The organism is Streptomyces chrestomyceticus JCM 4735, from assembly GCF_003865135.1.
GTDB lineage: Bacteria > Actinomycetota > Actinomycetes > Streptomycetales > Streptomycetaceae > Streptomyces > Streptomyces chrestomyceticus.
On the sequence record NZ_BHZC01000001.1, the window covers coordinates 3,371,569 to 3,396,811 of the forward strand.

24 protein-coding genes are annotated in these 25,243 nt (G+C 72.9%); 10 read left to right on the plus strand and 14 right to left on the minus strand.

All coding sequences use genetic code 11. From position 1 onward, the window contains the following. Nucleotides 1–76 precede the first annotated feature (76 nt). Nucleotides 77–346, plus strand: coding sequence for a hypothetical protein (locus tag EJG53_RS13910; RefSeq protein WP_031001020.1), 270 nt, complete (start codon nt 77–79; stop codon nt 344–346). Nucleotides 347–593: 247 nt separating this feature from the next. Here the strand turns inward: EJG53_RS13910 and EJG53_RS13915 are convergent, their stop codons facing one another. Beyond that, nucleotides 594–1,349, minus strand: a complete 756-nt coding sequence (locus EJG53_RS13915; RefSeq protein WP_031001019.1) for a ferritin-like fold-containing protein — start codon at nt 1,347–1,349, stop codon at nt 594–596. 462 nt (nt 1,350–1,811) lie between these two features. On the opposite strand from EJG53_RS13915, the gene EJG53_RS13920 reads away from it, so the two are divergent. Continuing rightward, nucleotides 1,812–4,412, plus strand: a complete 2,601-nt coding sequence (locus EJG53_RS13920) for a DEAD/DEAH box helicase (protein ID WP_244955132.1) — start codon at nt 1,812–1,814, stop codon at nt 4,410–4,412. 284 nt (nt 4,413–4,696) lie between these two features. Continuing rightward, nucleotides 4,697–5,554, plus strand: a complete 858-nt coding sequence (locus tag EJG53_RS13925) for an alpha/beta fold hydrolase (protein ID WP_125045111.1) — start codon at nt 4,697–4,699, stop codon at nt 5,552–5,554. Nucleotides 5,555–5,689: 135 nt separating this feature from the next. Here EJG53_RS13925 and EJG53_RS13930 read toward each other — a convergent pair whose 3' ends face one another. Further along, nucleotides 5,690–6,640, minus strand: a complete 951-nt coding sequence (locus EJG53_RS13930) for an NYN domain-containing protein (protein ID WP_125045112.1) — start codon at nt 6,638–6,640, stop codon at nt 5,690–5,692. A gap of 211 nt (nt 6,641–6,851) precedes the next feature. Between EJG53_RS13930 and EJG53_RS41090 the strand changes: the two genes are divergently transcribed. Then, nucleotides 6,852–7,004 (plus strand): hypothetical protein, encoded by a 153-nt coding sequence (locus EJG53_RS41090; RefSeq protein WP_003985759.1) that lies wholly within the window; start codon nt 6,852–6,854, stop codon nt 7,002–7,004. Between the two features lie 196 nt (nt 7,005–7,200). Here EJG53_RS41090 and EJG53_RS13935 read toward each other — a convergent pair whose 3' ends face one another. The 3 genes from EJG53_RS13935 to EJG53_RS13945 form a co-directional block, all read right to left on the minus strand. Beyond that, a complete protein-coding gene (locus tag EJG53_RS13935; RefSeq protein ID WP_030020317.1) occupies nt 7,201–7,806 on the minus strand; it encodes a MarC family protein in 606 nt (201 codons plus the stop codon). A gap of 223 nt (nt 7,807–8,029) precedes the next feature. After that, the gene (locus tag EJG53_RS13940; protein ID WP_125045113.1) at nt 8,030–8,884 is read right to left on the minus strand and encodes a PHP domain-containing protein; all 855 of its coding nucleotides are present in this window, start codon (nt 8,882–8,884) and stop codon (nt 8,030–8,032) included. A gap of 222 nt (nt 8,885–9,106) precedes the next feature. After that, a complete protein-coding gene (locus tag EJG53_RS13945) occupies nt 9,107–9,745 on the minus strand; it encodes a DUF6758 family protein (RefSeq protein WP_030020315.1) in 639 nt (212 codons plus the stop codon). Nucleotides 9,746–9,934: 189 nt separating this feature from the next. Between EJG53_RS13945 and EJG53_RS13950 the strand changes: the two genes are divergently transcribed. Then, nucleotides 9,935–11,200: an MFS transporter gene (locus EJG53_RS13950; protein WP_125045114.1), complete on the plus strand. Its 1,266-nt coding sequence runs from the start codon at nt 9,935–9,937 to the stop codon at nt 11,198–11,200. Nucleotides 11,201–11,327: 127 nt separating this feature from the next. Here the strand turns inward: EJG53_RS13950 and EJG53_RS13955 are convergent, their stop codons facing one another. Beyond that, on the minus strand, nt 11,328–11,924 hold the full coding sequence (locus EJG53_RS13955; protein ID WP_125045115.1) for a suppressor of fused domain protein: 597 nt from the start codon (nt 11,922–11,924) through the stop codon (nt 11,328–11,330). Nucleotides 11,925–12,433: 509 nt separating this feature from the next. On the opposite strand from EJG53_RS13955, the gene EJG53_RS13960 reads away from it, so the two are divergent. Both EJG53_RS13960 and EJG53_RS13965 read left to right on the plus strand, forming a co-directional pair. Continuing rightward, on the plus strand, nt 12,434–13,573 hold the full coding sequence (locus tag EJG53_RS13960) for a magnesium and cobalt transport protein CorA (protein ID WP_125045116.1): 1,140 nt from the start codon (nt 12,434–12,436) through the stop codon (nt 13,571–13,573). 109 nt (nt 13,574–13,682) lie between these two features. Next, nucleotides 13,683–14,252 (plus strand): hypothetical protein, encoded by a 570-nt coding sequence (locus tag EJG53_RS13965; RefSeq protein WP_125045117.1) that lies wholly within the window; start codon nt 13,683–13,685, stop codon nt 14,250–14,252. Between the two features lie 133 nt (nt 14,253–14,385). Here EJG53_RS13965 and EJG53_RS13970 read toward each other — a convergent pair whose 3' ends face one another. The 3 genes from EJG53_RS13970 to EJG53_RS13980 are packed head-to-tail and all read right to left on the minus strand — an operon-like array spanning nt 14,386 to nt 15,901. Then, complete coding sequence (locus EJG53_RS13970) at nt 14,386–14,784, minus strand: hypothetical protein (RefSeq protein ID WP_125045118.1); 399 nt, start codon at nt 14,782–14,784, stop codon at nt 14,386–14,388. Beyond that, a complete protein-coding gene (locus EJG53_RS13975; RefSeq protein ID WP_125045119.1) occupies nt 14,781–15,065 on the minus strand; it encodes a hypothetical protein in 285 nt (94 codons plus the stop codon). Before EJG53_RS13975 ends, EJG53_RS13970 begins: the two co-directional genes overlap by 4 nt. A gap of 41 nt (nt 15,066–15,106) precedes the next feature. Further along, nucleotides 15,107–15,901, minus strand: coding sequence for a hypothetical protein (locus tag EJG53_RS13980; protein ID WP_371858681.1), 795 nt, complete (start codon nt 15,899–15,901; stop codon nt 15,107–15,109). Between the two features lie 281 nt (nt 15,902–16,182). Between EJG53_RS13980 and EJG53_RS13985 the strand changes: the two genes are divergently transcribed. The 3 genes from EJG53_RS13985 to EJG53_RS13995 all read left to right on the plus strand — a co-directional run bounded on the left by EJG53_RS13985 (nt 16,183) and on the right by EJG53_RS13995 (nt 19,341). Further along, entirely contained in the window at nt 16,183–17,481 is a 1,299-nt protein-coding gene (locus EJG53_RS13985) for a magnesium transporter MgtE N-terminal domain-containing protein (RefSeq protein ID WP_125045120.1), read from the plus strand. Beyond that, nucleotides 17,471–18,061: a DUF1003 domain-containing protein gene (locus EJG53_RS13990; RefSeq protein WP_125045121.1), complete on the plus strand. Its 591-nt coding sequence runs from the start codon at nt 17,471–17,473 to the stop codon at nt 18,059–18,061. Before EJG53_RS13985 ends, EJG53_RS13990 begins: the two co-directional genes overlap by 11 nt. 119 nt (nt 18,062–18,180) lie before the next feature. Next, complete coding sequence (locus EJG53_RS13995; RefSeq protein WP_125045122.1) at nt 18,181–19,341, plus strand: Mrp/NBP35 family ATP-binding protein; 1,161 nt, start codon at nt 18,181–18,183, stop codon at nt 19,339–19,341. A gap of 183 nt (nt 19,342–19,524) precedes the next feature. Here the strand turns inward: EJG53_RS13995 and EJG53_RS14000 are convergent, their stop codons facing one another. The 5 genes from EJG53_RS14000 to sigE form a co-directional block, all read right to left on the minus strand. After that, nucleotides 19,525–20,250 (minus strand): hypothetical protein, encoded by a 726-nt coding sequence (locus EJG53_RS14000; protein WP_125045123.1) that lies wholly within the window; start codon nt 20,248–20,250, stop codon nt 19,525–19,527. Nucleotides 20,251–20,377: 127 nt separating this feature from the next. Further along, the gene (locus EJG53_RS14005; protein ID WP_125045124.1) at nt 20,378–20,872 is read right to left on the minus strand and encodes a sec-independent translocase; all 495 of its coding nucleotides are present in this window, start codon (nt 20,870–20,872) and stop codon (nt 20,378–20,380) included. 156 nt (nt 20,873–21,028) lie between these two features. Continuing rightward, entirely contained in the window at nt 21,029–23,161 is a 2,133-nt protein-coding gene (locus EJG53_RS14010) for a trypsin-like peptidase domain-containing protein (RefSeq protein WP_125045125.1), read from the minus strand. A 127-nt stretch (nt 23,162–23,288) separates the two neighbouring features. Then, complete coding sequence (locus tag EJG53_RS14015; protein ID WP_125045126.1) at nt 23,289–24,302, minus strand: zf-HC2 domain-containing protein; 1,014 nt, start codon at nt 24,300–24,302, stop codon at nt 23,289–23,291. Then, nucleotides 24,299–25,093 carry an RNA polymerase sigma factor SigE gene (gene sigE / locus EJG53_RS14020; RefSeq protein ID WP_244955621.1) on the minus strand — a complete coding sequence of 265 codons (795 nt, stop codon included), beginning with the start codon at nt 25,091–25,093 and terminating at the stop codon, nt 24,299–24,301. The genes EJG53_RS14015 and sigE overlap by 4 nt, the downstream gene beginning before the upstream one ends. Nucleotides 25,094–25,243 lie beyond the last annotated feature (150 nt).

The following is a 25,243-nucleotide window of genomic DNA, read 5'->3' on the forward strand; positions in this document are numbered from 1 at the left end:
CGCATTCTCCCTGGGTACGACCGCCTACGACCGATTTGTGTCGTCCAACCGGTCGTAACCGCGGGAGGGATAAACCATGGTCTGGGAAGCTCTCGGCTCCGTGATCGTCGGACTCGCCATCGCACTGGCCGCCACGCGCCGGCTGCCGGGCCGGTTCCCCGCACGCACCCTGACGCTGGCGACGGGCCCCGCCGCGGCCCTCCTCGGCGCCTTTCTCGCCCACTCGATCCTGGGCCCCGGCCATTTCTTCCAGACGCTGCTGGCCGCCGCCTGCCTGGGCGCGGCCATGCTCTCGCTGCTGATCCGGCCCGCACACCGGCTGTCGCCCCTGCGCTCGGGGGTGTGACCCAGGGCGGGCTTCCGGGCCCGCCCGGCCGGGCGCGGGGGCGACGGAGCCGCGGCTCCCCGAGATTTCTGCGGATTTTCACGCCGGAGGGGCTGGACAGGTGTCCAGCCCCTCCGGCGTCGGTACGACGGGGCGCCGAGCCCGGGGCCGCCCGCCGACGGCGGGCCGCACATCGGTCAACGGGGCGGTGCAGGGCTCACCCGCCCGCCCCCTGCCGCTCTCGTCCGCTCCTGCCCGCTCTCGTCCGCTACGCGGCCAGCCCCAGCGCGGCCATCCGCTTCGTGTGCGCCTCGGTGATCCGCGAGAACATCCGGCCGACCTCCGCGAGGTCGAACCCGTCGGCCACGCCGCCCACCAGCATCGTCGACAGCGAGTCCCGGTCGGCCACGACCCGCTGCGCCTGGGACAGCGCCTCGCCCATCAGCCGCCGGGCCCACAGCGCGAGCCGCCCGCCGACGCGCGGGTCGGCGTCGATCGCGGCCCGTACCTTCTCGACGGCGAACGTCGCGTGCCCGGTGTCGTCGAGGACGCCGAGGACCAGGTCCCGGGTGTCGGAGTCGAGCCGGGCCGCCACCTCGCGGTAGAAGTCACTGGCGATCGAGTCGCCGACGTACGCCTTGACCAGGCCCTCCAGCCAGTCCGACGGGGCGGTCTGCCGGTGGAACTCGTCCAGCGCCGCCGCGAACGGCTCCATCGCCTCGTTCGGCTCCGCCTCGATGTGCGCGAGGCGGTCCCGCAGCCGCTCGAAGTGATGGAATTCGGCCGACGCCATCTTGGCCAGCTCCGCCTTGTCGTCCATCGTCGGCGCCAGCTTCGCGTCCTCCGCGAGGCGCTCGAAGGCGGACAGCTCGCCGTAGGCGAGGGCGCCCAGCAGGTCGATCACCGCGGCCCGGTACTGCGGCTCCGCGGAGGCCGCGGCCCAGTCCTGAGCGGCGATCCCGGTGTGTTCTCGGTCATCTTCGGCGGTGTGCGCAGCGTTGTCAGGCGTCTCCATGAAGCGCACAATAGCCCGCTGCGCAACCGGGGTAAGTGGCTGGTCAGCCACTCCCGTCCCACCCGACCGAACGATTGCCCGGACACACGTCTGGCTATCCGGGGTATGGTGGTAATGCGCCCGCCGAGTATCGGCGGGTTGTTCCACGCATGCGGATGCCCGGTCGGTGGCCCGATCGGCTCCAACCCGACCGCCCTCTTTCGCGGCGCGTACGAGACGTACGCACAGCGGGAGGGACACCGCTCGCGGTATGAGTGCTTGAGCGAAGGCAGTGGTCCCGCGCCCGTCCGGCCGATCGAGGCCGACCCGTACGAAACCGTGCGAGGGCGCGGTACGACCCCTTGGCCGCCTCCTGCCGCGTCTCACAGAAGAGGCAAGATTCTGTCTACGTTCCGAGACCTCGGGATCCTTCCCGAAACCGCCGAAGCCCTTGAGGCCGTCGGCATCACGTCCCCCTTCCCCATCCAGGAGATGACGCTCCCGGTGGCCCTCGCGGGCTCCGACGTCATCGGCCAGGCCAAGACCGGCACCGGCAAGACCCTGGGATTCGGCCTCCCGCTGCTGGAGCGCGTCACCGTCCCCGCGGACGTCGAGGCGGGCCGGGCCAAGCCCGAGCAGCTCACCGAGGCCCCGCAGGCCCTCGTGGTGGTTCCCACCCGCGAGCTGTGCCAGCAGGTCACCAACGACCTCCTGACCGCCGGCAAGGTCCGTAACGTACGGGTGCTGTCGATCTACGGCGGCCGGGCGTACGAGCCCCAGGTCGAGGCCCTGAAGAAGGGCGTCGACGTGGTCGTCGGCACCCCGGGCCGGCTGCTGGACCTGGCGGGCCAGAAGAAGCTGAACCTCTCGCACGTCAAGGCGCTCGTCCTGGACGAGGCCGACGAGATGCTGGACCTCGGCTTCCTGCCGGACGTCGAGCGCATCATCAACATGCTGCCGGTCCGCCGCCAGACCATGCTGTTCTCCGCGACCATGCCGGGCGCGGTCATCGGCCTGGCCCGCCGCTACATGTCGCAGCCCACGCACATCCGCGCCGCCGCGCCGGACGACGAGGGCCAGACCGTCGCCAACATCAAGCAGCACGTCTTCCGCGCGCACTCGATGGACAAGCCGGAGATGGTCTCCCGCATCCTGCAGTCGAACGGCCGCGGCCTCGCGATGATCTTCTGCCGTACGAAGCGGACCGCCGCCGACATCGCCGACCAGCTCGCGCGCCGCGGCTTCGCCTCCGGCGCGGTCCACGGCGACCTCGGCCAGGGCGCGCGCGAGCAGGCGCTCCGCGCGTTCCGCAACGGCAAGGTCGACGTGCTGGTCTGCACCGACGTCGCCGCCCGCGGCATCGACGTCGAGGGCGTGACGCATGTCGTCAACTACCAGTCCCCCGAGGACGAGAAGACCTACCTGCACCGGATCGGCCGGACCGGCCGCGCGGGTGCCAAGGGCATCGCGATCACGCTGGTCGACTGGGACGACATCCCGCGCTGGAAGCTGATCAACAAGGCGCTGGACCTGCCGTTCGACGAGCCGGAGGAGACGTACTCCACCTCCGCGCACCTCTACGAGCTGCTGGAGATCCCCGAGGGCACGACCGGTGTCCTGCCGCGCGCGGAGCGCAAGCGGGCCGGGCTGGCGGCCGAAGAGGTCGAGGACCTGGGCGAGACCGGCGGCCGCGGCCGCGGTCCGCGCCGGGGCGCGCCCGCCGTCGAGGAGGAGCGCCCGAGCCGCAGCCGTACGCCGCGCCAGCGTCGGCGCACGCGGGGCGGCGCGCTGGTGGACGGGGTGGACGGGGTGGACGCCCCCGAGACGTCCGGTACGTCCGGCGCGCCCGAGGATGGTGCCCCCGCCACCGACGGGCCGCGCCAGCCGCGCCGTCGTCGCCGTACGCGCGGCGGATCCGGCAACGCGCCGGCCGCCGTGACGCCGGCCCGTGACCAGGCGGCACCGGCCGCCGAAACCGTCGCGTCCGAGGCCGCGCAGACCGCTGACGCCACCGCGGCGCCGTCGAAGCCGCGCCGCCGCCGTACGCGGGGCGGTGCGAACTCCGCCGCCAAGGCGGAGACGGCCCGCACTGCGGCGGCCACTGCCGTGGACACGGTCGAGGGCCCCACCGGGACCGTCAAGGTTCCGGCGCAGGCCACCGCCGAGGCGCCGGTCGCCGCGGAAGCCCCGGCCGTCACCGAGCCGGCCGTCACCGAGCCGGTCGCGGACGAGGCGCCCGTTAAGCCGCGCCGCCGGACGCGCAGCGCCAAGCCCGCGGCGGAAGCCGTCGTGGAGACGGTGGAGAGCGCGGAGCCGGCCGCCGTGGCCGAGACGGCCGCCGTGGCCGAGCCGGTCGCGGACGAGGCCCCGGCCAAGCCCCGCCGTACCCGCAAGACGGCCGCCGCCAAGAAGGCCGAGGCCGCCGTGGAGACGGTCGAGGCCGCCGAGCCGGTCGCGGACGAGGCCCCGGCCAAGCCGCGCCGCACCCGTAAGACGGCCGCCACCAAGAAGGCCGAAGCCGCCGTGGAGACGGTCGAGGGTGCCGAGGTCGTCGCGGACGAGGCCCCGGCCAAGCCCCGCCGTACGCGCAAGACGGCGGCCGCCAAGGCTGCCGAGGAGGCGGCGGAGAGCGCGGAGCCGGTCGCGGACGAGGCGCCCGCCAAGCCCCGCCGTACCCGCAAGACCGCCGCCACCAAGAAGGCCGAAGCCACGGTCGACACGGCCGAAGGCACCGAGGCCGTGGCCGACGAAGCCCCGGCCAAGCCGCGCCGTACCCGCAAGACCGCCGCCACCAAGAAGGCGGAGGCCGCGGTGGACGCCGCGGAGACCGTCGCGGACGAGGCGGCCGCCAAGCCGCGCCGCACCCGCAAGACGGCGGCCAAGAAGGCCACGGCGGAGGCCCCTGCGGCCGACGCCGGTACGGCTGCGGAGGACGACGCGCCCGCCAAGCCGCGCCGTGCTCGTAAGACGGCCGCGAAGGCCGAGGCGGCCCCGGCCGCCGACGCCGCCGCGGACGAGGCCCCGGCCAAGCCGCGCCGCACCCGCAAGACGGCCACGAAGAAGGCCACGGCGGAGGCCCCGGCCGAGGGCTGATCCCGACCGTACGACGGCCCGGTTCCCGCACAGGCGGGGGCCGGGCCGTCGGCGTGTGCGGGGCCGGGGTGTCGGTGGATGCGGGGGCGGATCGTCGGCGTGCGGAGCCGGTTCGTCGGCGGGTGGGGAGCCGGGCCGTCGGCGTGCGTGAGACCGGATCCTCGGCGTACGCGGAGCCGAGCCACCGGCATGCGTGAGGCCGGATCCTCGGTGGATACGTAGCCGGTTCATCGGCGAATGCGCCCGCGCGCGGTGGCTTCCCGGGCCCCGGATAGCCTCGTTCCATGAGCAGGCCGCCCACCCTCACCTTGCCCCCGTGCGCCCGCGCGCGCCGACTCGTCACCACGCGCGGTGAGTTCGCCGTGCACGATGCCCGGCCCGACGGGACTCCCGCCGGGACCGCGCTGCTCGTGCCGGGGTTCACGGGCAGCAAGGAGGACTTCATCGCCCTCCTGGCACCACTGGCCGCCGCGGGGTTCCGGGTGGTGGCCGTGGACGGCCGCGGTCAGCACGAGTCACCCGGGCCACGTGACGAATCCGCTTACGCACAGGGCGAGTTGGCACAGGACGTGGCCGCTCAGGCCCGCGCCCTGGGCGACGGCCCGGTGCACCTCCTCGGGCACTCCCTCGGCGGTCTCCTCACCCGGGCCGCCGTCCTGCGCGACCCGGCGCCCTTCCGTTCCCTGACCGTCATGAGTTCGGGCCCGGCCGCCATCGCCGCGTCCCAGCAGGCCCGCGTACGGATGCTCATCGACGCCCTCGGGACGCTGGACATGCAGGCGGTGTGGCTGGCCATGCGCGAGCTGGACCCGCCGGAGGCCGAGGACGCGGCCACCCCGCCGGAGATCGGCGCCTTCCTCCACCAGCGCTGGATGAACACCGTCCCGGAGCAGTTGGTCGCCACCGGGCGGCAGATGGTGTCGGAACCGGACCGGGTGGCGGAGCTGGCCGCCGTACCGCTGCCCAAGCACGTCGTGTCGGGCACCGTCGACTACGCGTGGCCGGTGCCGGAGATGGACGCGATGGCCGCACGGCTGGGAGCCCGGCGTACGGTCGTCGAGGGCGCGGAGCACTCCCCCAACGTGGAACGTCCGGCCGAGACGGCGGCGGCACTCGCGGAGTTCTGGCACAGCACCGACTGAGCGGGGCGCGCGCCCCGGCGCGCGTCGTCACCGTACCTCCGCGAAGCCATCGACGCGCCCGAACGTACGACCTTCCGCCGTCCCGCACACCGGCCGCCGGAGCCTGCGCCCGCCGGTCGCCCGGTCTCCCGCCCCCTAACACTGCGCCTGTACGTGCTCCCAGAAGCCGTCCCGCAGCACCCGCCGCAGGTCCGCGTGCCCGCGCAACGAGTGGTGCAGCAGCGCCTCGGCGGCCGTCAGCAGCTCCTGGTCGACGGCGCCCGGCAGGTACGGGTGGCCGGGCAGCAGCTCGGTGACCCAGGGGACGCCGCGTTCACCCAGCCATCGCGCGGCGACCCGCGCGCCGACGAAGCGCACCTCGTCGCGCGTGGGCGCCGTGCCGCCGTTGCCGGTGCCGTCGGCCGCCGCGTCCCCGTGATCGGGCGGGACGACGGCCCGCCGGGTCACGTACGGCTTGCAGAACTCCAGGTCGAAGGTGCGCTGGCTGTCGACCTCCCACAGCAGCGGCTCGGCCTGGTTGCGCCCGCCGACCGCCTCGATGCCCCACAGGTGGACCCGAGCGCCGTACCCCTGCGCGGCCTCCACCGCCGAGACCAGGTCCTCGTCGCCGCCGATCAGGACCGCGTCGCTGATCGCGCGGTGCCGGGCCAGCGACTCCAGGTCGGAGCGGATCAGCGAGTCGACGCCCTTCTGCTGGTTGTTGGCGTTCAGGTTGCCGAGCCGCACCTTGACGTCCGGCAGCTCGGCGACGCGCTGCTGCTCCATGGTGTGGATGCGGCGCCGGGCGCCGTCGTACCAGTACACGCGCAGCAGCCGGCTGTCCGGGAAGATCGTGCGGGCCTTGTCGATGAACGCCTCGATGAGGCCCTCGGCGTCCAGCTCGAAGGCCCGGCGGTCCTCCGTCCCGGCGACCAGCCGCCCGGCGGCGGCGTACACATAGCCCGCGTCGACGAAGGCCGCGTGGGTGGACGGGGTGGTGGCGACCTCGGCGAGCACCCGCGTGAGCAGCTCGTTGGTGCGCTCGATCCGCGCGAGCACCGCGGTGAGGTCGGGAGAGGGGCCGGTGGGCCGGGCGTCGTCGTTCATACGGGCCCATTGTCCGGCCGGTCACTCAGCGCGCACAACCGCTCTCACTACCCACCAGTACTTAGACGGCCGAAAATTTTCTTTAGCGTAGGGAATGATTGCAGGGAGCATGTCGTTGTACCCACTGGGAACGCAGGGCACCGTCGCCCCGTGAGTACCCCGTACAACAGCAAAGTTCTCCGCAGGAGGATCAGACGAAGGGAGAAGCCTTATGCGCTTCGAGATCATGCGCCTGGACGATGTCGACGGCACCGCCGTGGACAGCACCGTCGTGGACGCCGCCTCCGTCAACCGGATCGTGCAGCAGGCCGCCGCAGTCGGCCAGCGCATCTACATCCGCCCAGCCGATACCGCCGCCCGATGACGCACACACCGCGTCACTCATGAGCGCGTGACGCGCCCATGTCCGGCGCACGGAGCGCCCCGCACGAAACCTTTCGCGCGGGGCGCTTCGCGCGTCCGGGCCCAGCCGGGCGCGCGGGACCGCCGAAGGCCCGCCGGCCCGGCCGCTCGGCTGCCCGACCGGCCGACCACCCGGCCGCCGTACGCAATCGCTCAGCTCACCCGCCGCGTACGACCTGCATGACGCCGTTGATGATCTGCTGCACCGCGAGCGCGGAGAGCATCATGCCCGCCAGCCGGGTCACCAGCACCACCCCGCCGTCCTTGATCACCCGGATGATGACCAGCGAGAAGCGCATCACCAGGTAGAGCACCACATGGATGGCGGCGATCGCCGCCCACACCGACAGCTCACCGCTGACCCCGTCCGCGTGCTGCACCGCGAGGATCACCGAGACGATGGCGCCCGGCCCCGCCAGCAGCGGCATACCCAGGGGCACCAGCGCCACATTGACGTCCTTGGTCTGGGTGGGCTGTTCCGACTTGCCGGTCAGCAGGCTGAGCGCGACGAGCAGGAGCAGTAGCCCGCCCGCGATCATCAGGGCGGGCGGGGTGATGTGCAGCCGGCCGAGGATCTGCTCACCGAAGAGACCGAAGACGGCGATGACGCAGAACGCGACGGTGGCCGCCTGCCAGGCCATCTTCCGCTGCACCTTGGCGGGACGGCCGGAGCTGAGGGCGAGGAAGATCGGGATGATCCCGGGCGGGTCCATGATCACGAAAAGGGTGACGAAGAGCGTACTGAAGACAGCGAAGTCGAACACAGTGATGGCCTTGCGAGAGGTGGTACGAGAGAGCGGTGTGACGAGAGGGGAAAAAGAAGAGGGTGGTGAGAGGGAGGGAGCGCGCAGGCTCACGCGCGCGGGCGCGTGAGCGGGCGGGAGCGGCCCGGACAGGGCGCGGCGGGAGGATCACCCGCCGGCCGGAGCACGAACGTGCCCGTCCGGCCGGTACGGGAACCTGCCCGCCGGCCGGAGCGCGGTACGGTCAGCCGCCCGCGCCGGGAACGGGGAAGGCGCCGAAGGCACGGCGCACGATCTCGCCGTATATCTCGGGGTCGGTGGTGTACTCACCGAGCGCGACGGTCTTGCGGCTGCCGTGGTAGTCGCTGGAACCGGTGGTCAGCAGACCGAGGTCGGCGGCGAGTCCGCGCAGCCGGGACCGCGCGGCGTCGTCGTGGTCCATGTGGTCCACCTCGACGCCGTCCAGCCCTGCCGCCGCCAGCTCGGCGATGACGTTCTCGGGCACGGTCCGCCCGCGCTTGACCGCCATCGGGTGGGCGAAGACCGTCACCCCGCCCGCGGCCTTGACCAGCCGGACCGCGTCGAACGGGTCCAGTTCGTGCTTGTCGACGTAGGCCCGGCCGTCGTTGGCGAGCCACTGCGGCGTGAAGGCGTCGGAGACGGTCTCGACGACGCCCAGTTCCACCATCGCGGCGGCCACGTGCGGCCGCCCCACGGCGCCGTCCCCGGCGATCCGCGCCACCTGTTCCCAGGTGATCGGGACACCCAGTTCGCGCAGCTTGGCGACCATGCCGCGGGCCCGCGGCACCCGGTCGTCGCGGACCAGTTCGCGCTCCCGGGCCAGCTCGGGCTCCTCGGGGTCGAACAGGTAGGCCAGCATGTGCATGCTCACCCCGCCGATCCGGCAGGACAGCTCGGCACCGGTGACCAGTGTGAGCCCCTCGGGCAGCGCGTCCCGGGCCTCGGCGTATCCGCCCACGGAGTCGTGGTCGGTCAGCGCGACGACGTCCAGCCCGGCAGCGGCGGCGTTGCGCACCAGCTCGGCGGGGGTGTCCGTACCGTCGGAAGCAGTGGAGTGGGTGTGCAGATCGATGCGCACGACGCTGAACTCCAGACTGCTGCGGGGCCGGCCAGGGGACCTCAGAAGGATACCGGCCGCCCACCGACCCCTCGAACACGCGCCCGCGCGGGCTCCGTCACACCGTCGACCGCCGCCGGTCCCCTTGAGCGACCGCTTCCCGTACGGGTGAGCAGCCGCGCCACACGAGAAACCGCCTCGGCCCCGCCGGGCTCCGGAGAACCGGTCCCCGTCCGCCCACCCTCACGTCAACAACCGCGGCGACAGCGCCCCGCACGGCAGCAGATCGACCTCGGCGCCCGCGTCCCTCAGGTCGGTGAGGACCAGTTCGTCGTAGAGCAGCAGGCCCGACTCGGCGGGCCAGACCACCGCCCACAGCCACAGCCCGCGCGCCTCCCCGGCGAAGACCGCCCGGTCCTCGGGGGCGCCTTCGACATGCCACAGCGGGGTCGGGCGCCCGGCCGCCAGCACCTTCACGTGCGGCGGCTTGTTCACGCACATGTGCGGGCCGGGGTCGGGGCCGTCGATGCCCGCGTAGCGCGCGCCCAGGCCGACGCCCAGCTCCTCCGCGATCAGTAGCAGTTCACCGGGCCCGCCGAGCGGTCCGGGTCCCGAGCAGGCCACCGCGGTGGCGCGCCCGCCGCTGCGGTCGTCGCCCGCGCAGGACACGCCCGTGAACAGCCAGCCGACGGGCAGCGGCCACGGCATCCACACCGGCACCCGGGCCCGGCGTACGACCACGGCCAGCGCCTCGACGCTGGGCGGGACGACCGGTTGCAGCGGGTGCACGGTGCCGTGCACGCCGCACTGCCAGGAGTCGGCAAAGAGACCGGGCGCCCGCACCCGGCCACCGCACTTCGGGCAACTGGGTTCGCCCCTCATAGAGCCCCACGGTCCTCCCGGCCGGGCGCCGCGTCAAGGACGATCACCCATCCGGCGTCCCGGGCCGGTAGCCACGGCTCCCCGGCAATGTAGTTGTAGCTTGCATTCTTTAGAGCGGCTAACTTATTGTGTGTAAACAACAACGTTCCAGCCACCGGCCAGCAGAACGAGCAGAAAGGGGACCACGGCATGTCGGCACACGGCACGAGCGGCCACCGCGGCGGCGCCGGAGACGATCCGTTCGACGAGGGCGGCACCAGCATCCTGCGCCAGCCGATGGCCGTCTGGGCCACCGCGGGCGCCTCGGTCGTCGCCTTCATGGGCATCGGCCTCGTCGACCCGATCCTGCCCTCCATAGCCAAGGGCCTGCACGCCTCCAACAGCCAGGTCTCCCTGCTGTTCACCTCCTACTTCCTGATCACCGCGGTCGCGATGCTGGTCACCGGCTTCGTCTCCAGCCGGATCGGCGGCCGCAAGACGCTGCTCGCCGGGCTGGCGCTCGTAGTGGTCTTCGCTGCCCTGTCCGGCACGTCCTCCTCGGTGGGCGAACTGGTCGGCTTCCGGGCCGGCTGGGGGCTGGGCAACGCGCTGTTCGTCTCCACCTCGCTCGCTGTCATTGTGGGCGCGGCGGCCGGAGGAAGCGCAGCGGCGATCCTGCTGTACGAGTCGGCGCTCGGCCTCGGCATGGCCTGCGGCCCACTGCTCGGCGCGGTCCTCGGCGACATGAAGTGGCGCTACCCCTTCTTCGGCACCGCCGTCCTGATGGCCGTCGGCTTCATCGCCATCACGGTCTTCCTCAAGGAACAGCCCCGGCCTGCGCGCAAGACGTCGGTACTGGACCCGATCAAGGCCCTGGGCCACGGCGGGCTGGCCTCCGCCGCCGTCTCCGCGTTCTTCTACAACTACGCGTTCTTCACGGTGCTCGCCTTCACGCCCTTCGTGCTGGACATGAGCCCGTACAAGTCCGGCGGGGTCTTCTTCGCCTGGGGCGTGCTGCTCGCCGTCTTCTCCGTGCTGGTGGCACCGCGCCTCCAGGAGCGCTTCGGGTCGCTGAAGGTCCTGGGCGGCTCACTGGTGCTGCTCGCCGTCGACCTCCTGGTCCTCGGGTACGGCAACCACGTCACGGCCGTCGTCTGCACGATCCTGTCCGGCGCCTTCATCGGCCTGAACAACACCGTCTTCACGGAACTGGCGCTCGGCGTCTCCGACGCGCCGCGGCCGGTGGCGAGCGCGGGCTACAACTTCGTGCGCTGGTTCGCCGCCGCGGCCGCGCCGTTCCTGGCGCCGAAGATCGAGGAGTGGACCGACATCCACATCCCGTTCGTGGTCGCGGCCCTGGCGGCGCTGGTCGGCGCGGCCATCGTGGCCGTACGGCGCCGGGCGCTGACCGTACGGGCGCACGAGCTGGAGCCGCAGCACGCGACCGAGGACGGCGTGTCCGCCTTCGCCAACTGACAGCGCCCCCGTCGGCACGGTACGGCGCGCCGCCCATCCGGGCCGGCGCGCCGTACGCCGTCAGGTCGGCGTCGCTCCCGTACACCGCCCCCGTACGGCGTCAGGTCACCGCCACCCCCGTACGCCGCTACGTCAGCGCCACGCCCGACCGCAGCGGATCGCGCAGATCCGTCCCGCCCTTGAGCCACCGCTCCTGGAGCGCCTCGGCGCCGTGCACCCGCTTCCAGGCGGCCTCGTTGGACGTCATCGGCAGCAGGGGCAGGAAGCGGACCGGGTCCAGCGGCTCGTCCAGTTCCAGGTCCGCCACCAGACCGCCCGGCTCCGCGACCAGTACGGAGGTGAAGGGCGCGCCCGGCCACAGCGGCTCCCCCACGTCCAGCGACGCCCCCGGCGCCACGATCACGCCCTCGACCTGCGGGGAAGCGGCGAGCACGGCGAGCGGCCGCAGCACCTTGTCGACATCGGCCCGGCCCGCCTTCACCGACAGCACCAGTTCGGCGCGCGGGCCGCGCAGCGGGTCAGCCAGCACCGCCGTGGGGTCGGTCATCGGCCGGTCCGACATGCCGAGCGTGACATAGCGCACCAGATCGCCGTCCGGGCCGCCGCCGGTGAAGCGCAGGACCTCGACACGGTCGGTCCCGAGGAAGGTGACGGCGGCGCGCGCGTCCGGCTCGCCCAGGGTCGTACGCAGGCGGGCTTCGACCAGATCGAGAACGTCAGACATGCCGCGAGCATAGGCCGGGGTCCGTGCCCGGCCGCGGGCGCCCGGCGGCCCGTCCCGCCGCACGTGGCGGCCGTTCGTATGGAACGGGCAAAGGCGCGCCGGATCGGTTCTGACGGCTGATAGCCTTGCCGTCTGGTCAGGGAATGACGTTCGTCCCCCAGCGGGGACCGGCCGGAGGAGGTGGGGCTGCGGTGGATCCAAGTCGACCGTGCAGTACCGACAGTTCTCCTGTCATCCCCCAGCGCGCCCAGCGGCTTTCTTGATCCAGGGGCTTCCGTACCCCTGCCGCACGCGGTGAAACCCGCGAAGTGCCTTTGCGCCTGAAGTAGATGACGGAAGAGCGCCTTCGACTCTCGTTTCCGTGTTTTCTGCGAACTGCCGTCAGACCTGCGCACGGAGCGCCGCCCGCTTTGCGGACGTACGGCCAGCGCCGTCTTGTACGTCCTCGTTCCGGGCAGCGTTACGCCGCGCGCCCGCGGCTGGCGGCCGGCCCGTGAAGGAGCCTGCCCATGTCGATGATCCGCGACCTGCGTGCCGCCGTCCGCCCCGCCCGTCGGCGTGAGGACTCCCCGTACAAGTACGAGAACGACCACGGCAAGGCCCACACCAACAGCGCCATCGTGGACTGCGGCGTCTACCGTGACGGCCGGCGCGTCAGCGACCACGTCACGCCGTCCCAGGCGATCGCGGGCGTACGCAGCGACGGGGGCTTCACCTGGATCGGGCTGCACGAGCCCACCGAGGCGGAATTCGCCGAGATCGCACGGGAGTTCGGGCTGCACCCGCTGGCCGTGGAGGACGCGGTCCACGCCCACCAGCGACCCAAGCTGGAGCGGTACGACGACACCCTGTTCACGGTCTTCAAGACGGTCCACTACGTCGAGCACGCGGAGCTGACTGCCACCAGCGAGGTGGTCGAGACCGGCGAGGTGATGTGCTTCACCGGCCGGGACTTCATCGTGACCGTGCGGCACGGCGGCCAGGGCTCGCTGCGCGCGCTGCGCCACCGCCTCCAGGACGACCCCGAGCTGCTCGGCAAGGGCCCGTCCGCGGTGCTGCACGCCATCGCCGACCAGGTCGTGGACGGCTACATCGCGGTGGCCGGCGCGATGCAGGACGACATCGACGAGGTGGAGATCGACGTCTTCAGCTCCGGCTCGGACGGCAAGCACACGGGCGCCGGCCGGAGCGCGGCGAAGGGCGGCGGTGACGCCGCCGGGCGGATCTACCAACTCAAGCGCGAGGTACTGGAGTTCAAGCGGGCCGTGTCGCCGCTGCTGCGGCCGATGCAGGTGCTGAGCGAGCGGCCGATGCGGCTGGTCGACTGCGACATCCAGAAGTACTTCCGGGACGTGGCCGACCACCTGGCCCGGGTCAACGAGCAGGTGCTCTCCTTCGACGACCTGCTGAACTCGATCCTCCAGGCCAACCTGGCGCAGGCGACGGTGGCCCAGAACGAGGACATGCGCAAGATCACCTCCTGGGCGGCGATCTTCGCCGTACCGACGATGATCGCCGGGATCTACGGCATGAACTTCGAGTACATGCCCGAGCTGAAGTGGAAGTACGGCTACCCGCTCGTCCTGGTCGTCACGGTCGGCATCTGCTTCGGCATCCACCGCGGCTTCAAGCGCAACGGGTGGCTCTGACGGCGGTACGGACGGCTCCGGCGGCGGTACGGACGGCCTTTACGGCGGTACGGTCCGGGCGCCCCGCCCGCCACCCGGCGGCAGGCCCGCCGCCCATTAGGCTGCTCCCATGACGGAGACCGTGTCGCAGGCGCTGCTGGACCGCGCGCTCATCGAAGAGGCCACGAAGAAGTCCGGCCTCATCTGGGTACGGGGCGCCACCGGCCCGGCGCGGGCCCTGTGGCACGTCTGGCACGACGGCGCCGCGTGCGTCGTCGGAGCGGGCTCCGGCCGTACGGACGGGGTGGCCGACCCGTCCGACGAGCAGCCGCTGCACGACCTCGGCCTGACCGACGGCGGCACCGCGACCGTCACCCTGCGCAGCAAGGACAAGGGCGGCCGGCTGGTCGGCTGGCAGGCCCGGGTCACCGAGCTGGCGCCGGACAGCGAGGCGTGGCAGGCCGCCGTGGACGACCTCAAGGGCAAGCGGCTCAACGCGCCGGACGCGGAGACGATGCCGCGCCGCTGGGCCCGCGAGTGCCGCGTCCTGCGCCTGGAACCGGTCACGGACGCATCGGCCACCACAGACTTCGGCGACACCTCCCAGGCCGCCCGCCCCCTCCCCACCCCGGTCACGACCCGCGAGCCCATCCCGGCGGCGCTGCCCAGGCTGCTGCGGGGGAAGCGGCGGGGGCGCTGAGGGGGCGGCCGCTTCCATGGCCTCCTCTGCATACGGGACGGACGGGCGCTGCCGGTCCGGAAGGCGGACGCCAGGCGCGCGGCACACCTGGGCGCCCCGCCTCACCGCCACTCCGGCCTGAGCCGACCGCCCGTCAGGAGAAGCCGAGTATCCCAGGTGAGTCGATGTCGACGGTGACCACGCCGGGCGGATAGGCGTTCTCGTCGGCGGTCAGCAGGATCGACATGCCGGTGAACTCGGGGCGTGGCAGTGCGCAGTAGAGCGCGTGGCAGGTGTCCGGGCCGCCGTAACCGTCGCGGATCATGGTGCCGACGCTGACAGCGGCCATTGTGTCGAGGCTGTCGACGACAACTGAGGAAAGGACCAGAACGCGCTGCGCGAGGTTCTCTTCACCGGCTTCGGCCTGAGTGAGGCAGAGAGCGGGGATGCTCAGGTGTTCGCCGGGCGTCTTCGCCATGTTGCCGGCCAGGAGGTTCAGCGTCTTGTGGCCGCCGGCGAGCGCCGTGACGGCGCTGGTGTCCAGGATGATCACGCTGCGGCACCCTTGGCCGCCCGGACCTTCTCGGCAGCGATCTTGTAGATGTTGCCGAGCACGTCGGGGGCTTGCTCGAACTCTTCGTCGCGGATGTGCACTCCCATCATGCGGCGTACGGCTTCCCGGTCGGCGGCCAGCCGCTCGGCCCGCTGCGCTGCCGTCGGCTGCTCTGCGGCAAGCGCTTCGACCAACTGGCCGATGCTCACACCGCGCTCTCTGGCCAGCTCGGCAAGGTGATCGCGGGTCTCTCGCAGGACCTGAATCGTCGTCGTTGCCATAGCTGCAGTATAGAGCGACTATGGCACTGGGGTTGCTGCGTTCAGTCGCCCAGCGTGATCGACTTGCCGTAGTCGATGACCTGGCTGTCCGCCGGCGCCTGGATCTGCACCGGCTTGCCCCAGTCGGTCAGGCGTACCTCGCCCGCGTCGCCCGCGCGCCGCAGGCGGAGCGGATAGGGCTCGCCCTCCAGGGAGACGTCGAGGGTGCCGCCCGCGCCCTGGCCGGCGGCGATGCGGATGGTGCGGGTGCCGTCGAGGGTGCCGCGGTCGCCGGTGGTGAGCTTGCCGTGCAGGCCGAGGAGACTGCCGAGCAGGACGTCCTTGTCCGTGAAGCCGCTGAAACGCTTGTAGACGGGGTCCGAGGACGGCACCTTCACGTACTTGCCGACGAGCTTGGCGACGGACGTCCCGTCGTTCTTCGACGGGTCGGCGTTCTTCTCGCGGGCCCAGAACCCGGCGTCCGCCTTGAGGTAGAGCGCGCCGTCGACCCGCAGCAACTGGAAGGTGGCCGCCTTGGTGGCGAGTTCGCCCCGGGCGCCCTGGGGGCCGAGCCGCATGTCCAGCTTGTAGGTGCGGCCCTGGCTGACGAGGTTGCCGGAGAGCCGTACCGTTCCGGCACCGTGGGCGGCCGTCTGCGCCCTGGCCTGGATCTTGTCGGCGGGCAGTCTGCCGACCCCGTTGGTCCCGGCGTCCGGGTCCTCCGCCGCGCACCCCGCGAGCACCCCGGCGAGCACCGCGCACACCGCCGCCGTCAGCGTCGCCCCGCGCCTGCGGTGGGGTGCGGCCGGCCGGCGGGAGCAGGTCCCGGCGGGGCCTGCCGAGGGGAAAGCGGTCACGACGGTTCTGCCTCCTGATACGGATGACCTCGACGGCAGTACGGCAGCGTACCCGGGCCCAGGCACGTCGTACGGCGGAGTGCGCGGTGGACACCGTACGGCCCTTCCCGCCGGGGCGGCACCGGGTGGTGCACGTTAGCCTGATTTCGGATCAAGCCCGCCTGAGGGGCTTCACCTGCGGAGCAGCGGCAACACGTAACGCCAGGGAAGAGGGGGCGCGGCCGCGCGAACGGCGTGGCGGCCCGCTACGGCGCAGCGGAACGGAAGCGGAGGCACTCGGCATGGCGGTGGTCACCCCTCGGGTGTTCGTCTCCCATCTCGCGGGCATCGCCGTCTTCGACCCCAACGGCGACCAGGTCGGCCGGGTCCGGGACCTGGTCGCGATGTTGCGGGTGGGCGGCCGGCCGCCGCGGCTGCTGGGGCTGGTCGTCGAGGTCGTCAGCCGCCGCCGGATCTTCCTGCCGATGACCCGGGTGACGGGGGTGGAGTCCGGCCAGGTCATCACCACCGGCGTGGTGAACATGCGGCGCTTCGAGCAGCGCGCGTCGGAGACCCTGGTCCTCGGTGAGCTGCTGGACCGCCGGGTGAGCCTGGTGGAGACCGGCGAGGAGGTCACCGTCCTGGACATCGGCATCAGCCAACTGCCGGCCCGCCGGGACTGGGAGATCGACAAGGTCTTCGTACGGAAGGGCAAGGGCGGGGCGCTGCGCCGCAAGGGAGAGACGCTGACGGTCGAGTGGTCGGCGGTGACCGGGTTCTCGCTGGAGGAGCACGGGCAGGGCGCGGAGAACCTGCTCGCCACCTTCGAGCAGTTGCGCCCGGCGGACCTGGCCAGCGCGCTGCACCACCTGACGCCGAAGCGGCGCGGCGAGGTCGCCGCCGCGCTGGACGACGACCGGCTGGCGGACGTCCTGGAGGAGCTGCCGGAGGACGACCGCGTCGAGATCATGGGCAAGCTCCAGGAGGAGCGGGCCGCCGACGTCCTGGAGGCGATGGACCCGGACGACGCCGCCGACCTGCTCTCCGAGCTGCCGGAGGACGAGAAGGAACGGTTGCTCGGTCTGATGCGGCCGGACGACGCGGCGGACGTCCGGCGTCTGATGGCGTACGAGGAGCGCACCGCGGGCGGTCTGATGACGACCGAGCCGATCGTGCTGCGGCCGGACGCGACGATCGCGGACGCGCTGGCCCGGGTGCGCGACCCCGACCTGTCGCCGTCGCTGGCGGCGCAGGTGTACGTGTGCCGGCCGCCGGACGAGACGCCGACCGGCAAGTACCTGGGGCTGGTGCACTTCCAGCGGCTGCTGCGCGACCCGCCGTTCACGCTCGTCAGTTCCGTCGCGGACACCGATCTGCCGCCGCTGCCGCCGGGCACCCCGCTGAACGAGGTGACCAGCTACCTGGCGACGTACAACATGGTGGCGGCGCCGGTCGTGGACGAGAGCGGCTCCCTGCTGGGCGCGGTGACCGTCGACGACGTACTGGACCACCTGCTGCCCGACGACTGGCGGGAGGCGGAGATGCACGGGCCGCCGGGCGCGGCAGCGGACCGGGAGGGAGAGCCGGACGATGGGCGCTGAGGAACGGGACGGTGTCAAGGAGCGTGCGCGGGCGCTGAGTGCGGCGCCGGGGCCCGGAGCGGGCGGCAGGCGCCCCCGCGCGCGCCTGGACCAGCCGCGCGCGCCCCGGCGCAGCCTGCTGCCGGAGTACGACCCGGAGGCGTTCGGGCGGCTGTCGGAGAAGATCGCCCGCTTCCTGGGGACCGGCCGGTTCATCGTCTGGATGACGGTGATCATCGTGGTGTGGATCATCTGGAACGTCGCCGCGCCCGGACATCTGCGCTTCGACAACTACCCGTTCATCTTCCTGACCCTGATGCTCTCGCTCCAGGCGTCCTACGCCGCGCCGCTGATCCTGCTGGCGCAGAACCGGCAGGACGACCGGGACCGGGTCACCCGCGAGCAGGACCGCAAGCAGAACGAGCGGGCCATCGCCGACACCGAGTACCTGACCCGGGAGGTGGCGGCGCTGCGGCTGGGCCTGGGAGAGGTGGCCACCCGTGACTGGATCCGCTCCGAACTCCAGGACCTGCTGAAGGAGCTGGAGCTGCGTCAGATGGTGGACGCGGAGAGCGAGCAGGAGAGCCGGCGCCGGGAGTAGCGCGGGCGCCGGGGCGGAGAAACCGAACGGGGTCGGGGGCGGAGCGGCTGCCCGGAGTGACGAACACGACCGCCCACCAGCCTTTCCGGAGGCCCCCACCGTCCCCGTACCCTTGGGGCATGGCTACCGACACGCCCCAAGGCGCAGCGCCCAGCGAGGACGCGGTCCACGCCGCGCTCGCCACGGTGAACGACCCCGAGATCCACCGCCCCATCACCGAACTGGGCATGGTCAAATCGGTGGAGATCGCGGCGGACGGCGCGGTGGCGGTGGCGGTCTACCTGACGGTCGCCGGCTGCCCGATGCGCGAGACGATCACCTCGAACGTGCGTGAGGCGGTGGGCCGGGTCGAGGGCGTCACCGGTGTCTCGGTCGACCTGGACGTGATGAGCGACGAGCAGCGCAAGGAGCTGGCGTCGTCGCTGCGCGGCGGCACCGCCGAGCGCGAGGTGCCGTTCGCCAAGCCGGGGTCGCTGACCCGGGTCTACGCGGTCGCCTCCGGCAAGGGCGGCGTCGGCAAGTCGTCGGTGACGGTCAACCTGGCCGCGGCGATGGCGGCCGACGGCCTGAAGGTCGGCGTGGTGGACGCCGACATCTACGGCCACTCGGTGCCCCGGATGCTGGGCGCGGACGGCCGTCCCACCCAGGTCGAGAACATGATCATGCCGCCGTCGGCCAACGGCGTGAAGGTGATCTCCATCGGCATGTTCACCCCGGGCAACGCCCCGGTGGTCTGGCGCGGCCCGATGCTGCACCGCGCGCTCCAGCAGTTCCTGGCCGACGTGTACTGGGGCGACCTGGACGTCCTGCTGCTCGACCTGCCCCCGGGCACCGGCGACATCGCCATCTCGGTGGCGCAGTTGGTCCCGAACGCGGAGATCCTGGTCGTCACGACCCCGCAGCAGGCCGCGGCGGAGGTCGCCGAGCGGGCCGGCTCGATCGCCGTACAGACCCACCAGAAGATCGTCGGCGTGGTGGAGAACATGTCCGGGCTGCCCTGCCCGCACTGCGACGAGATGGTGGACGTGTTCGGTACCGGCGGCGGCGAGCGGGTCGCCGAGGGCCTGACGAAGACGACCGGCACGCAGGTGCCGGTGCTGGGCGCCATCCCGATCGACGTACGGCTGCGGGAGGGCGGCGACGAGGGCAAGCCCGTCGTGCTGACCGACCCGGAGTCCCCGGCCGGCGCGGCCATCCGTGCCATCGCGGGCAAGCTGGGCGGCCGCCAGCGCGGCCTGTCGGGCATGTCGCTGGGGATCACCCCGCGCAACAAGTTCTGAGGCGCCCGGCGGCCGGGGACGGCGGCCGGGACAAGCGGAGGGGCGGGCCCGTCGGGCTCGCCCCTTCGTCGTCGTGCGGCGGGCGTGACACCAGGCCGGGCCCGTGTGGCGGGCGTGTGCCGGATCGCGCCCGTACGGCGGACACGGCGCCGGACCGGGCCCGTAGGCCCGCCCGCGCTCGGCTCAGTCCGCCGCCACGCCTTCCGCGGGCACGTCGTCCGCCCGCGCGTCGCCGGTGGCCGCCGTCCGCGTGCCGCTGTCGCCGCTCTCGTACGCGGCGATGTCCTTGACCACCGCGAAGCCCAGCCCGTACGCGCTCATGCCGCGCCCGTACGCCCCGATGTGCACGCCCTCCGGGCCCTCGCCCGCCGACCCGGCCAGCACCCAGCCGTACTCCGACTCCCGGTAGCGGAACGGCGTCGGTACGCCGTCCACCGGCAGCGTCAGCGCGCTCCAGCCCTCGCCGCCGAGGTCGTCCGCCAGTTCCCAGGCGAGCATCGTCTGCTGGTCGAGCCAGTCCTGGCGGAGCGTGCGGTCCATCTGCGTCGGCCAGGTGCGGGACAGCAGGCCCGAGCCGGCGAGCCAGGCCGCGGTGGCCGTGGAGGTGGCGTCCAGGACCCCCGTGCCGTCGGCGCTGCGCCGCACGGGGCGGCTGGCGACGGTCACCACGACCGCGAAACGCTCCGAGTCCGGTGTGCTCTCCACCTTTATGGTGGGCTGCTGGCCGTGGCCGGTCGCGCCGTGCTCGACCGTGCCGTCCGCGGCCGCGCCGACCTGCAGCAGCCAGCGGGGACCGGTGAACGCGTCGTCGAGTCCGTACCACGGGAACGCGGCCGACAGATAGCCGTCGACCTTCCGTCCGGTGTCGGCGGCGACCGCCTGAACTCCTGCCCGACCCGTCGTCTCCATCTGCGCGGAGCCTCCTAGTTGCCCTGCGTCGTGGGCGGCCCGCCCCCCTCAGGCGACCTCACCCCGGACACCGGGAGCATAGTCAACCCGTTCGGCACCAGCGGGCATAAGGCTTGCATAAGACGAGTCAGGTGGCATCGGGATCGAACGGAGGGCGCTCGTTCCGGGCCGGCCTCGCGCCCTTGGTGAACATGTCCGGCGCGGCGGACCCGCCGCCGGAACCGCTCCCGGCGGCCGGGGACTCCTTGGAGAAGTTCACCCGGGACGTGGGCCCGGGGTCGGCGGCGGAGGCGCTGTCGACGCCGTGCACGGCGTCCGTGACCTCGGCCATCTCCTTCTTCAGGTCGAAGCCGTTACGGATCTCCTGGAGGCCGTACTGGTCGTTCTCCAGCACGTGCTTGCGGACGAAGTTCCGCGGCTTCAGGTCCTCGAACTCGAAGTCCTTGAACTCCGGCCCCAGCTCGCTGCGGATGTCCTCCTTGGCGTTGTCCGAGAACGCCCGCACCTTGCGCACGAATCCCATGACATCGGCGATCACCTTGGGCAGCTTGTCCGGCCCGAAGATCAGTACCGCAAGGATCACGAGCGCGACCAGCTCTAGGGGTCCTATGTCGAAGAACACCTTGCAGCTCCTTGGGTCATCCGGGGCCTACCAGGACCTAGGCGGGTCTAGGGGGACGTGTCGGGCCTATGGGCCAGGCCGCCTATCACGGTACCTGGCCCATGGCATCCGGCGGGAGTCGCCCGTCCCAACACCGTGCAAACGCTCCCGGTGCCGCTACTCCTGGCCGGCCGCGCCGAGGGTCAGCGGGGCGGTCTGCTCCTTGCCGTCACGCCGCAGGGTCAGCGTCAGCCGGTCGCCCGGCCGGTGGCTGCGGATCTTGATGATCAGCTCCTCGCCGCTGTGCACGGGCTGCCCGTCGACCTTGGTGATCACGTCCCGCGGCTTGATGCCCGCCTTGGCCCCCGGTCCGCCGGGCGTGACCGGGACGCCGCCGTCCTTGCTCTTGGAACTGACCCGCGCGCCGTCGCCCGCGTACTCCATCTCCAGCGTGACGCCGATCACCGGGTGCAGGACCTTGCCCTTGTTGATCAGTTGCTCGGCCACCCACTTGCCCTGGTTGATCGGTATGGCGAAGCCCAGGCCGATGCTGCCGCCCTGGCCGCCGCCGTCCAGGCCGCCGCCGGAGCTGTCGGCCGCGCGGATGGCGCTGTTGATGCCGATCACCCGGGCCCGGGAGTCGACGAGCGGACCGCCGGAGTTGCCCGGGTTGATCGGGGCGTCGGTCTGGAGGGCGTCCACGTACGAGATGTCGCTGCCGTCGCCCTTCTTGCCGCCCGCCGTGATGGGCCGCTGCTTGGCGCTGATGATGCCCGCGGTGACGGTGTTGGCGAGGTCGTACGGGGCGCCGATCGCCACGACCGGGTCGCCGACCCGTACCGAGTCGGAGTCGCCGAGCGCCAGCGGGCGCAGCCCGGAGACGCCCTGGACCTGTACGACGGCCAGGTCGTAGCCGCCGTCCCGGCCGATGACCTTGGCCTTGGCCGTCTGGCCGCCGCTGAAGGAGACCGATATCTCCCCGCCGGTGCCGGCCGGTTCGACGACATGGTTGTTGGTGAGGATGTGGCCCTGCGTGTCGAGGACGAAGCCGGTGCCGGTGCCCTGCTCGCTGTTGCCGCGTACGTGCAGGGTGACCACGCTGGGCAGCGCCGTCTGCGCGATACCGGCGACGCTGTCCGGCTTGCGGCCGCCCTGGTCGCCGGTGTCCTGCGGCAGCTCGATGCTGCCGAGGCCGCCGTTGCGTTCGATGTACGCGCCGACGCCGCCGCCGATGCCACCGGCCAGCAGCGCCAGGATCACCGCGCCCGCGGCCAGCGTGCCGCGGCGGTTGCGGCGGGGGGCCGGAGGCGGCGGGGGCGGGGTGCCCAGGGGCATCGCCGCGCCGTGCTGCGCCGTCCGCCAGGGGTCGTACTGCTGCCAGTGGGCCTGCTGCTCGCTCTGCGGGTGGGGCTGGTGGGCCGGTCCGCCCGCTGCCGCGACCGGCTGCTCCGCGCCACCCTGGCCGGACTGCGGAGCGTGCGGGGGCTGCGGCGCGCCGTGCGCCTCGGGCGGGAGCGGGGCGCCGCCGGACGTGTCGTGCGCCTGTGGCGGCTGGGGGTGCGGCGGCTGGGCGGCTGCCGGTGACGGCTCGGCCTGCGGCATCGGCGTACGGGCGGCGGAGCCCTCGTGCGGATGCGCGCCCGCGGGGGGCTGCGGCTGGGCCGGGAACGGCTGCTGGGGCGGAGGTACGGGCGCGCCGGTGCCGTACGCGGGCTGCTGCCCGGCGGGCGTCGGCTGCCCTGGAGGCGTCGGCTGTCCGGCGGGCATCGGCGCCGCGTTCTGCGGTGCGGGGCCGGTGGCCTGCGGTACGGGGCCCGTGCCCTGCGGCGGGACGCCCGTGCCGTGCGCCGGGGTGGCCGTCGGGCGCTGGACCGGCGGCGCGGGGGCCCAGGGGCCCGGGTCGCCGTACGGAGGCGTGCCGTACGGGTCCTGCGGATGCAGGGGCTGCTGCCGCGGCGGCGCGGCGGGAGGGGCGGCAGGGGGTGCGGGGACCTGCTGTTCGGGGGCGTGCGGCGCGGGGGTATGCGGCGCGGAAGTCTGCTGTTCGGGAGTGCGCCCGCTCGGGGCATGCGGCGCGCCGGTGCCCGCCGTCTGCCCGGAACCCGTCGTCTGCCCGGTGTCCGGTGACGTACCCGCTGCGGCGCCGGCCTCCCCGGGCAGGGCCGTGAATTCCCGGGTGGCGGCGGCCCCTTCGGCGTCGGGTGCCGCGGGACCGGGCGCGGCGGGCGCCTGTGCCGACGGCTCCGCGGGCTGCTGCCCCGACCGGCTCCACCAGTTCCGCTTCGGCCCGGCGGCCGTCCCCTCGTCCATGTTCTCCCCACCGATCCGCCCGCTGTGTCAGGCGGGCACCACCACCTCGCCGGCGGCGCGCCCCCACGGGGAAACACCGTCCGGAAGGCGATTCAACCAGGTTCGCGCGGCCGCGCGCAGAGCCCGGTCAGCGCGGGGCGGGGTGGTGGGCGGTCATCGCCTCCCGGGAGGCGGGGTTGGACGGTACGGCGGGCCCGGCCAGGGGGCGTCCGGCGTCCGCCGAGGGCAGGTACGGGCCGACGACACGGGCGCCTGAGAGCGGGGCGGAGGCGCTGCCCGGCGCGGGGTGGTACGGCAGGAGCTGACCGGTCCGGAGCGTCAGCGCGGGCAGGGCGGACCGGCCGTCGGCCGGGAACGCGACCTCGGACAGCGGCAGCGTCGGCGCGGGGCGCGCGGCCGACGGCGCCGACGGGCCGGTCAGGCCGAGCGAGCTGGGGGCCGGCTCCAGGGTCGGGTCCGCGTCGGGGAGCGGGCGCGCCCAGGGGTGGCTCGTCGCGTACAGCAGGGCCTCGCCGCGGGTCGTGCCGGGCGGGCCGAGCGGTCCCGGGGTGGCGCTGAGCGGCGTCATCTGGCTGCCCGTACCGTCGCCGCGGCCACTCGGGGTGTCCACCGCCGCCTCCAGCGGCAGGGTGCCGCCGAGCGCGAACGCCGCCAGGGAGACCGCGCCGGCCGCCGCGAAGGCGAACCGGCGGCGCTGCGGCGCGGGCCGGGCCGGCTCGTGGATACGGAAGCCGCGCGAGCGCGGCTGGCGGGGCACCGCGCCGACGGCATGGCCGCCGGACGGCGCGTACCGGAACGAGCCGCCGCGCGCCTCGAACTCGCCGCCCTCGGTGAACTCACCGCCGAAGCCGCCGCTGCCGAAGCGCCCGGGGCCCAGCCGACTTCCGGAGCCGTCGGCATCACCTCCCGGCAGCCCCTGGAGACGCGCCAGTAGCCCCTCGGAGGGACCGGGGGGCGCCGTCTCGGCGAAGACGTTCTTCAACTGCCGCTGGTCGTCGGCCTCCGCCTTGCACTTTCCACACGTAGCGAGATGCGCGAGCACCCGCTCGCGCGCGTCATGCCCCAACTCCCCGTCGACCAGAGCCGCGAGGCGGTCGCCGAGATGATGCTCGGCGGGGGACGGACCGCCTGTACCGCTCACGCGATTCCGACCTCCCCTGTGACGACCGAGGTGAGCGGCCGCCGGTCGCGCTCCTCGGCGCGCGCCGCCGGGGAGCGGTGCTTGAGCGCCTTGCGCAGGTGGGAGCGGCCGCGGTGGATGCGGCTGCGGACCGTGCCGAGCTTCACACCGAGGGTGGCGGCGATCTCCTCGTACGACAGGCCCTCGATGTCGCAGAGCACCACGGCGGCCCGGAACTCGGGCGCGAGGGTGTCCAGCGCCTGCTGGACGTCGGCGTCGAAGTGGGTGTCGTTGAAATGCTGCTGCGGGGAGGGCTCCCGGCTGGGGAGCCGCTCGGCCGCGTCGTCACCGAGCGCGTCGAAGCGGATGCGCTGGCGGCGGCGGACCATGTCCAGGAAGAGGTTGGTCGTGATGCGGTGCAGCCAGCCCTCGAAGGTGCCGGGGGTGTACGTCGACAGCGAGCGGAAGACGCGGACGAACACCTCCTGCGTCAGGTCCTCGGCGTCGTGCTGGTTGCCGGTGAGGCGGTAGGCGAGGCGGTAGACCCGCGCGCTGTGGGTGCTGACGATCTCCTCCCAGCTCGGCGGGGTCCAGACCTGCGCATCCGCTTCGGCGGCGAACGTCGCTGTCGTAGCGGTGTCGAAGGCCCCTCCCCTACCCTTGAGGCCGTGGGAGCGGGAACGGTCAGCGGTGTCTGTCACGGATTTCGGCTCGGCGGCCGACCGCCTGAGGCGCCTGCGCGCCCATCGGTCACCCGTCGCAGCCGCACCTCCCCTGGTGGCTCTGGTGGTGTCCAGTAGAGCCCCTACCATATCCACCTCTCCCGTTAGCTCCGGATAAGCAGATTTGACCTGCTTTTGGCCTGGCCTCGCGTCATCCCGCACTTCTCGCCGGGTCTTCACCGATGCATCCCCCCTGCTGTGCTTCAACGCCCGGTCCCATCTGCGGGTTCCCGCACGCAG

What these genes read in the sequence shown, in the direction of transcription:
- EJG53_RS13910 (WP_031001020.1), top strand. Translation starts at nt 77, where the DNA reads ATGGTCTGGGAAGCTCTCGGCTCCGTGATCGTCGGACTCGCCATCGCA.
- EJG53_RS13920 (WP_244955132.1), top strand. Translation starts at nt 1,812, where the DNA reads ATGACGCTCCCGGTGGCCCTCGCGGGCTCCGACGTCATCGGCCAGGCC.
- EJG53_RS13925 (WP_125045111.1), top strand. Translation starts at nt 4,697, where the DNA reads ATGAGCAGGCCGCCCACCCTCACCTTGCCCCCGTGCGCCCGCGCGCGC.
- EJG53_RS13930 (WP_125045112.1), bottom strand. Translation starts at nt 6,640, where the DNA reads ATGAACGACGACGCCCGGCCCACCGGCCCCTCTCCCGACCTCACCGCG.
- EJG53_RS41090 (WP_003985759.1), top strand. Translation starts at nt 6,852, where the DNA reads ATGCGCTTCGAGATCATGCGCCTGGACGATGTCGACGGCACCGCCGTG.
- EJG53_RS13945 (WP_030020315.1), bottom strand. Translation starts at nt 9,745, where the DNA reads ATGAGGGGCGAACCCAGTTGCCCGAAGTGCGGTGGCCGGGTGCGGGCG.
- EJG53_RS13950 (WP_125045114.1), top strand. Translation starts at nt 9,935, where the DNA reads ATGTCGGCACACGGCACGAGCGGCCACCGCGGCGGCGCCGGAGACGAT.
- EJG53_RS13955 (WP_125045115.1), bottom strand. Translation starts at nt 11,924, where the DNA reads ATGTCTGACGTTCTCGATCTGGTCGAAGCCCGCCTGCGTACGACCCTG.
- EJG53_RS13960 (WP_125045116.1), top strand. Translation starts at nt 12,434, where the DNA reads ATGTCGATGATCCGCGACCTGCGTGCCGCCGTCCGCCCCGCCCGTCGG.
- EJG53_RS13965 (WP_125045117.1), top strand. Translation starts at nt 13,683, where the DNA reads ATGACGGAGACCGTGTCGCAGGCGCTGCTGGACCGCGCGCTCATCGAA.
- EJG53_RS13975 (WP_125045119.1), bottom strand. Translation starts at nt 15,065, where the DNA reads ATGGCAACGACGACGATTCAGGTCCTGCGAGAGACCCGCGATCACCTT.
- EJG53_RS13985 (WP_125045120.1), top strand. Translation starts at nt 16,183, where the DNA reads ATGGCGGTGGTCACCCCTCGGGTGTTCGTCTCCCATCTCGCGGGCATC.
- EJG53_RS13990 (WP_125045121.1), top strand. Translation starts at nt 17,471, where the DNA reads ATGGGCGCTGAGGAACGGGACGGTGTCAAGGAGCGTGCGCGGGCGCTG.
- EJG53_RS13995 (WP_125045122.1), top strand. Translation starts at nt 18,181, where the DNA reads ATGGCTACCGACACGCCCCAAGGCGCAGCGCCCAGCGAGGACGCGGTC.
- EJG53_RS14000 (WP_125045123.1), bottom strand. Translation starts at nt 20,250, where the DNA reads ATGGAGACGACGGGTCGGGCAGGAGTTCAGGCGGTCGCCGCCGACACC.
- EJG53_RS14010 (WP_125045125.1), bottom strand. Translation starts at nt 23,161, where the DNA reads ATGGACGAGGGGACGGCCGCCGGGCCGAAGCGGAACTGGTGGAGCCGG.
- sigE (WP_244955621.1), bottom strand. Translation starts at nt 25,093, where the DNA reads ATGGTAGGGGCTCTACTGGACACCACCAGAGCCACCAGGGGAGGTGCG.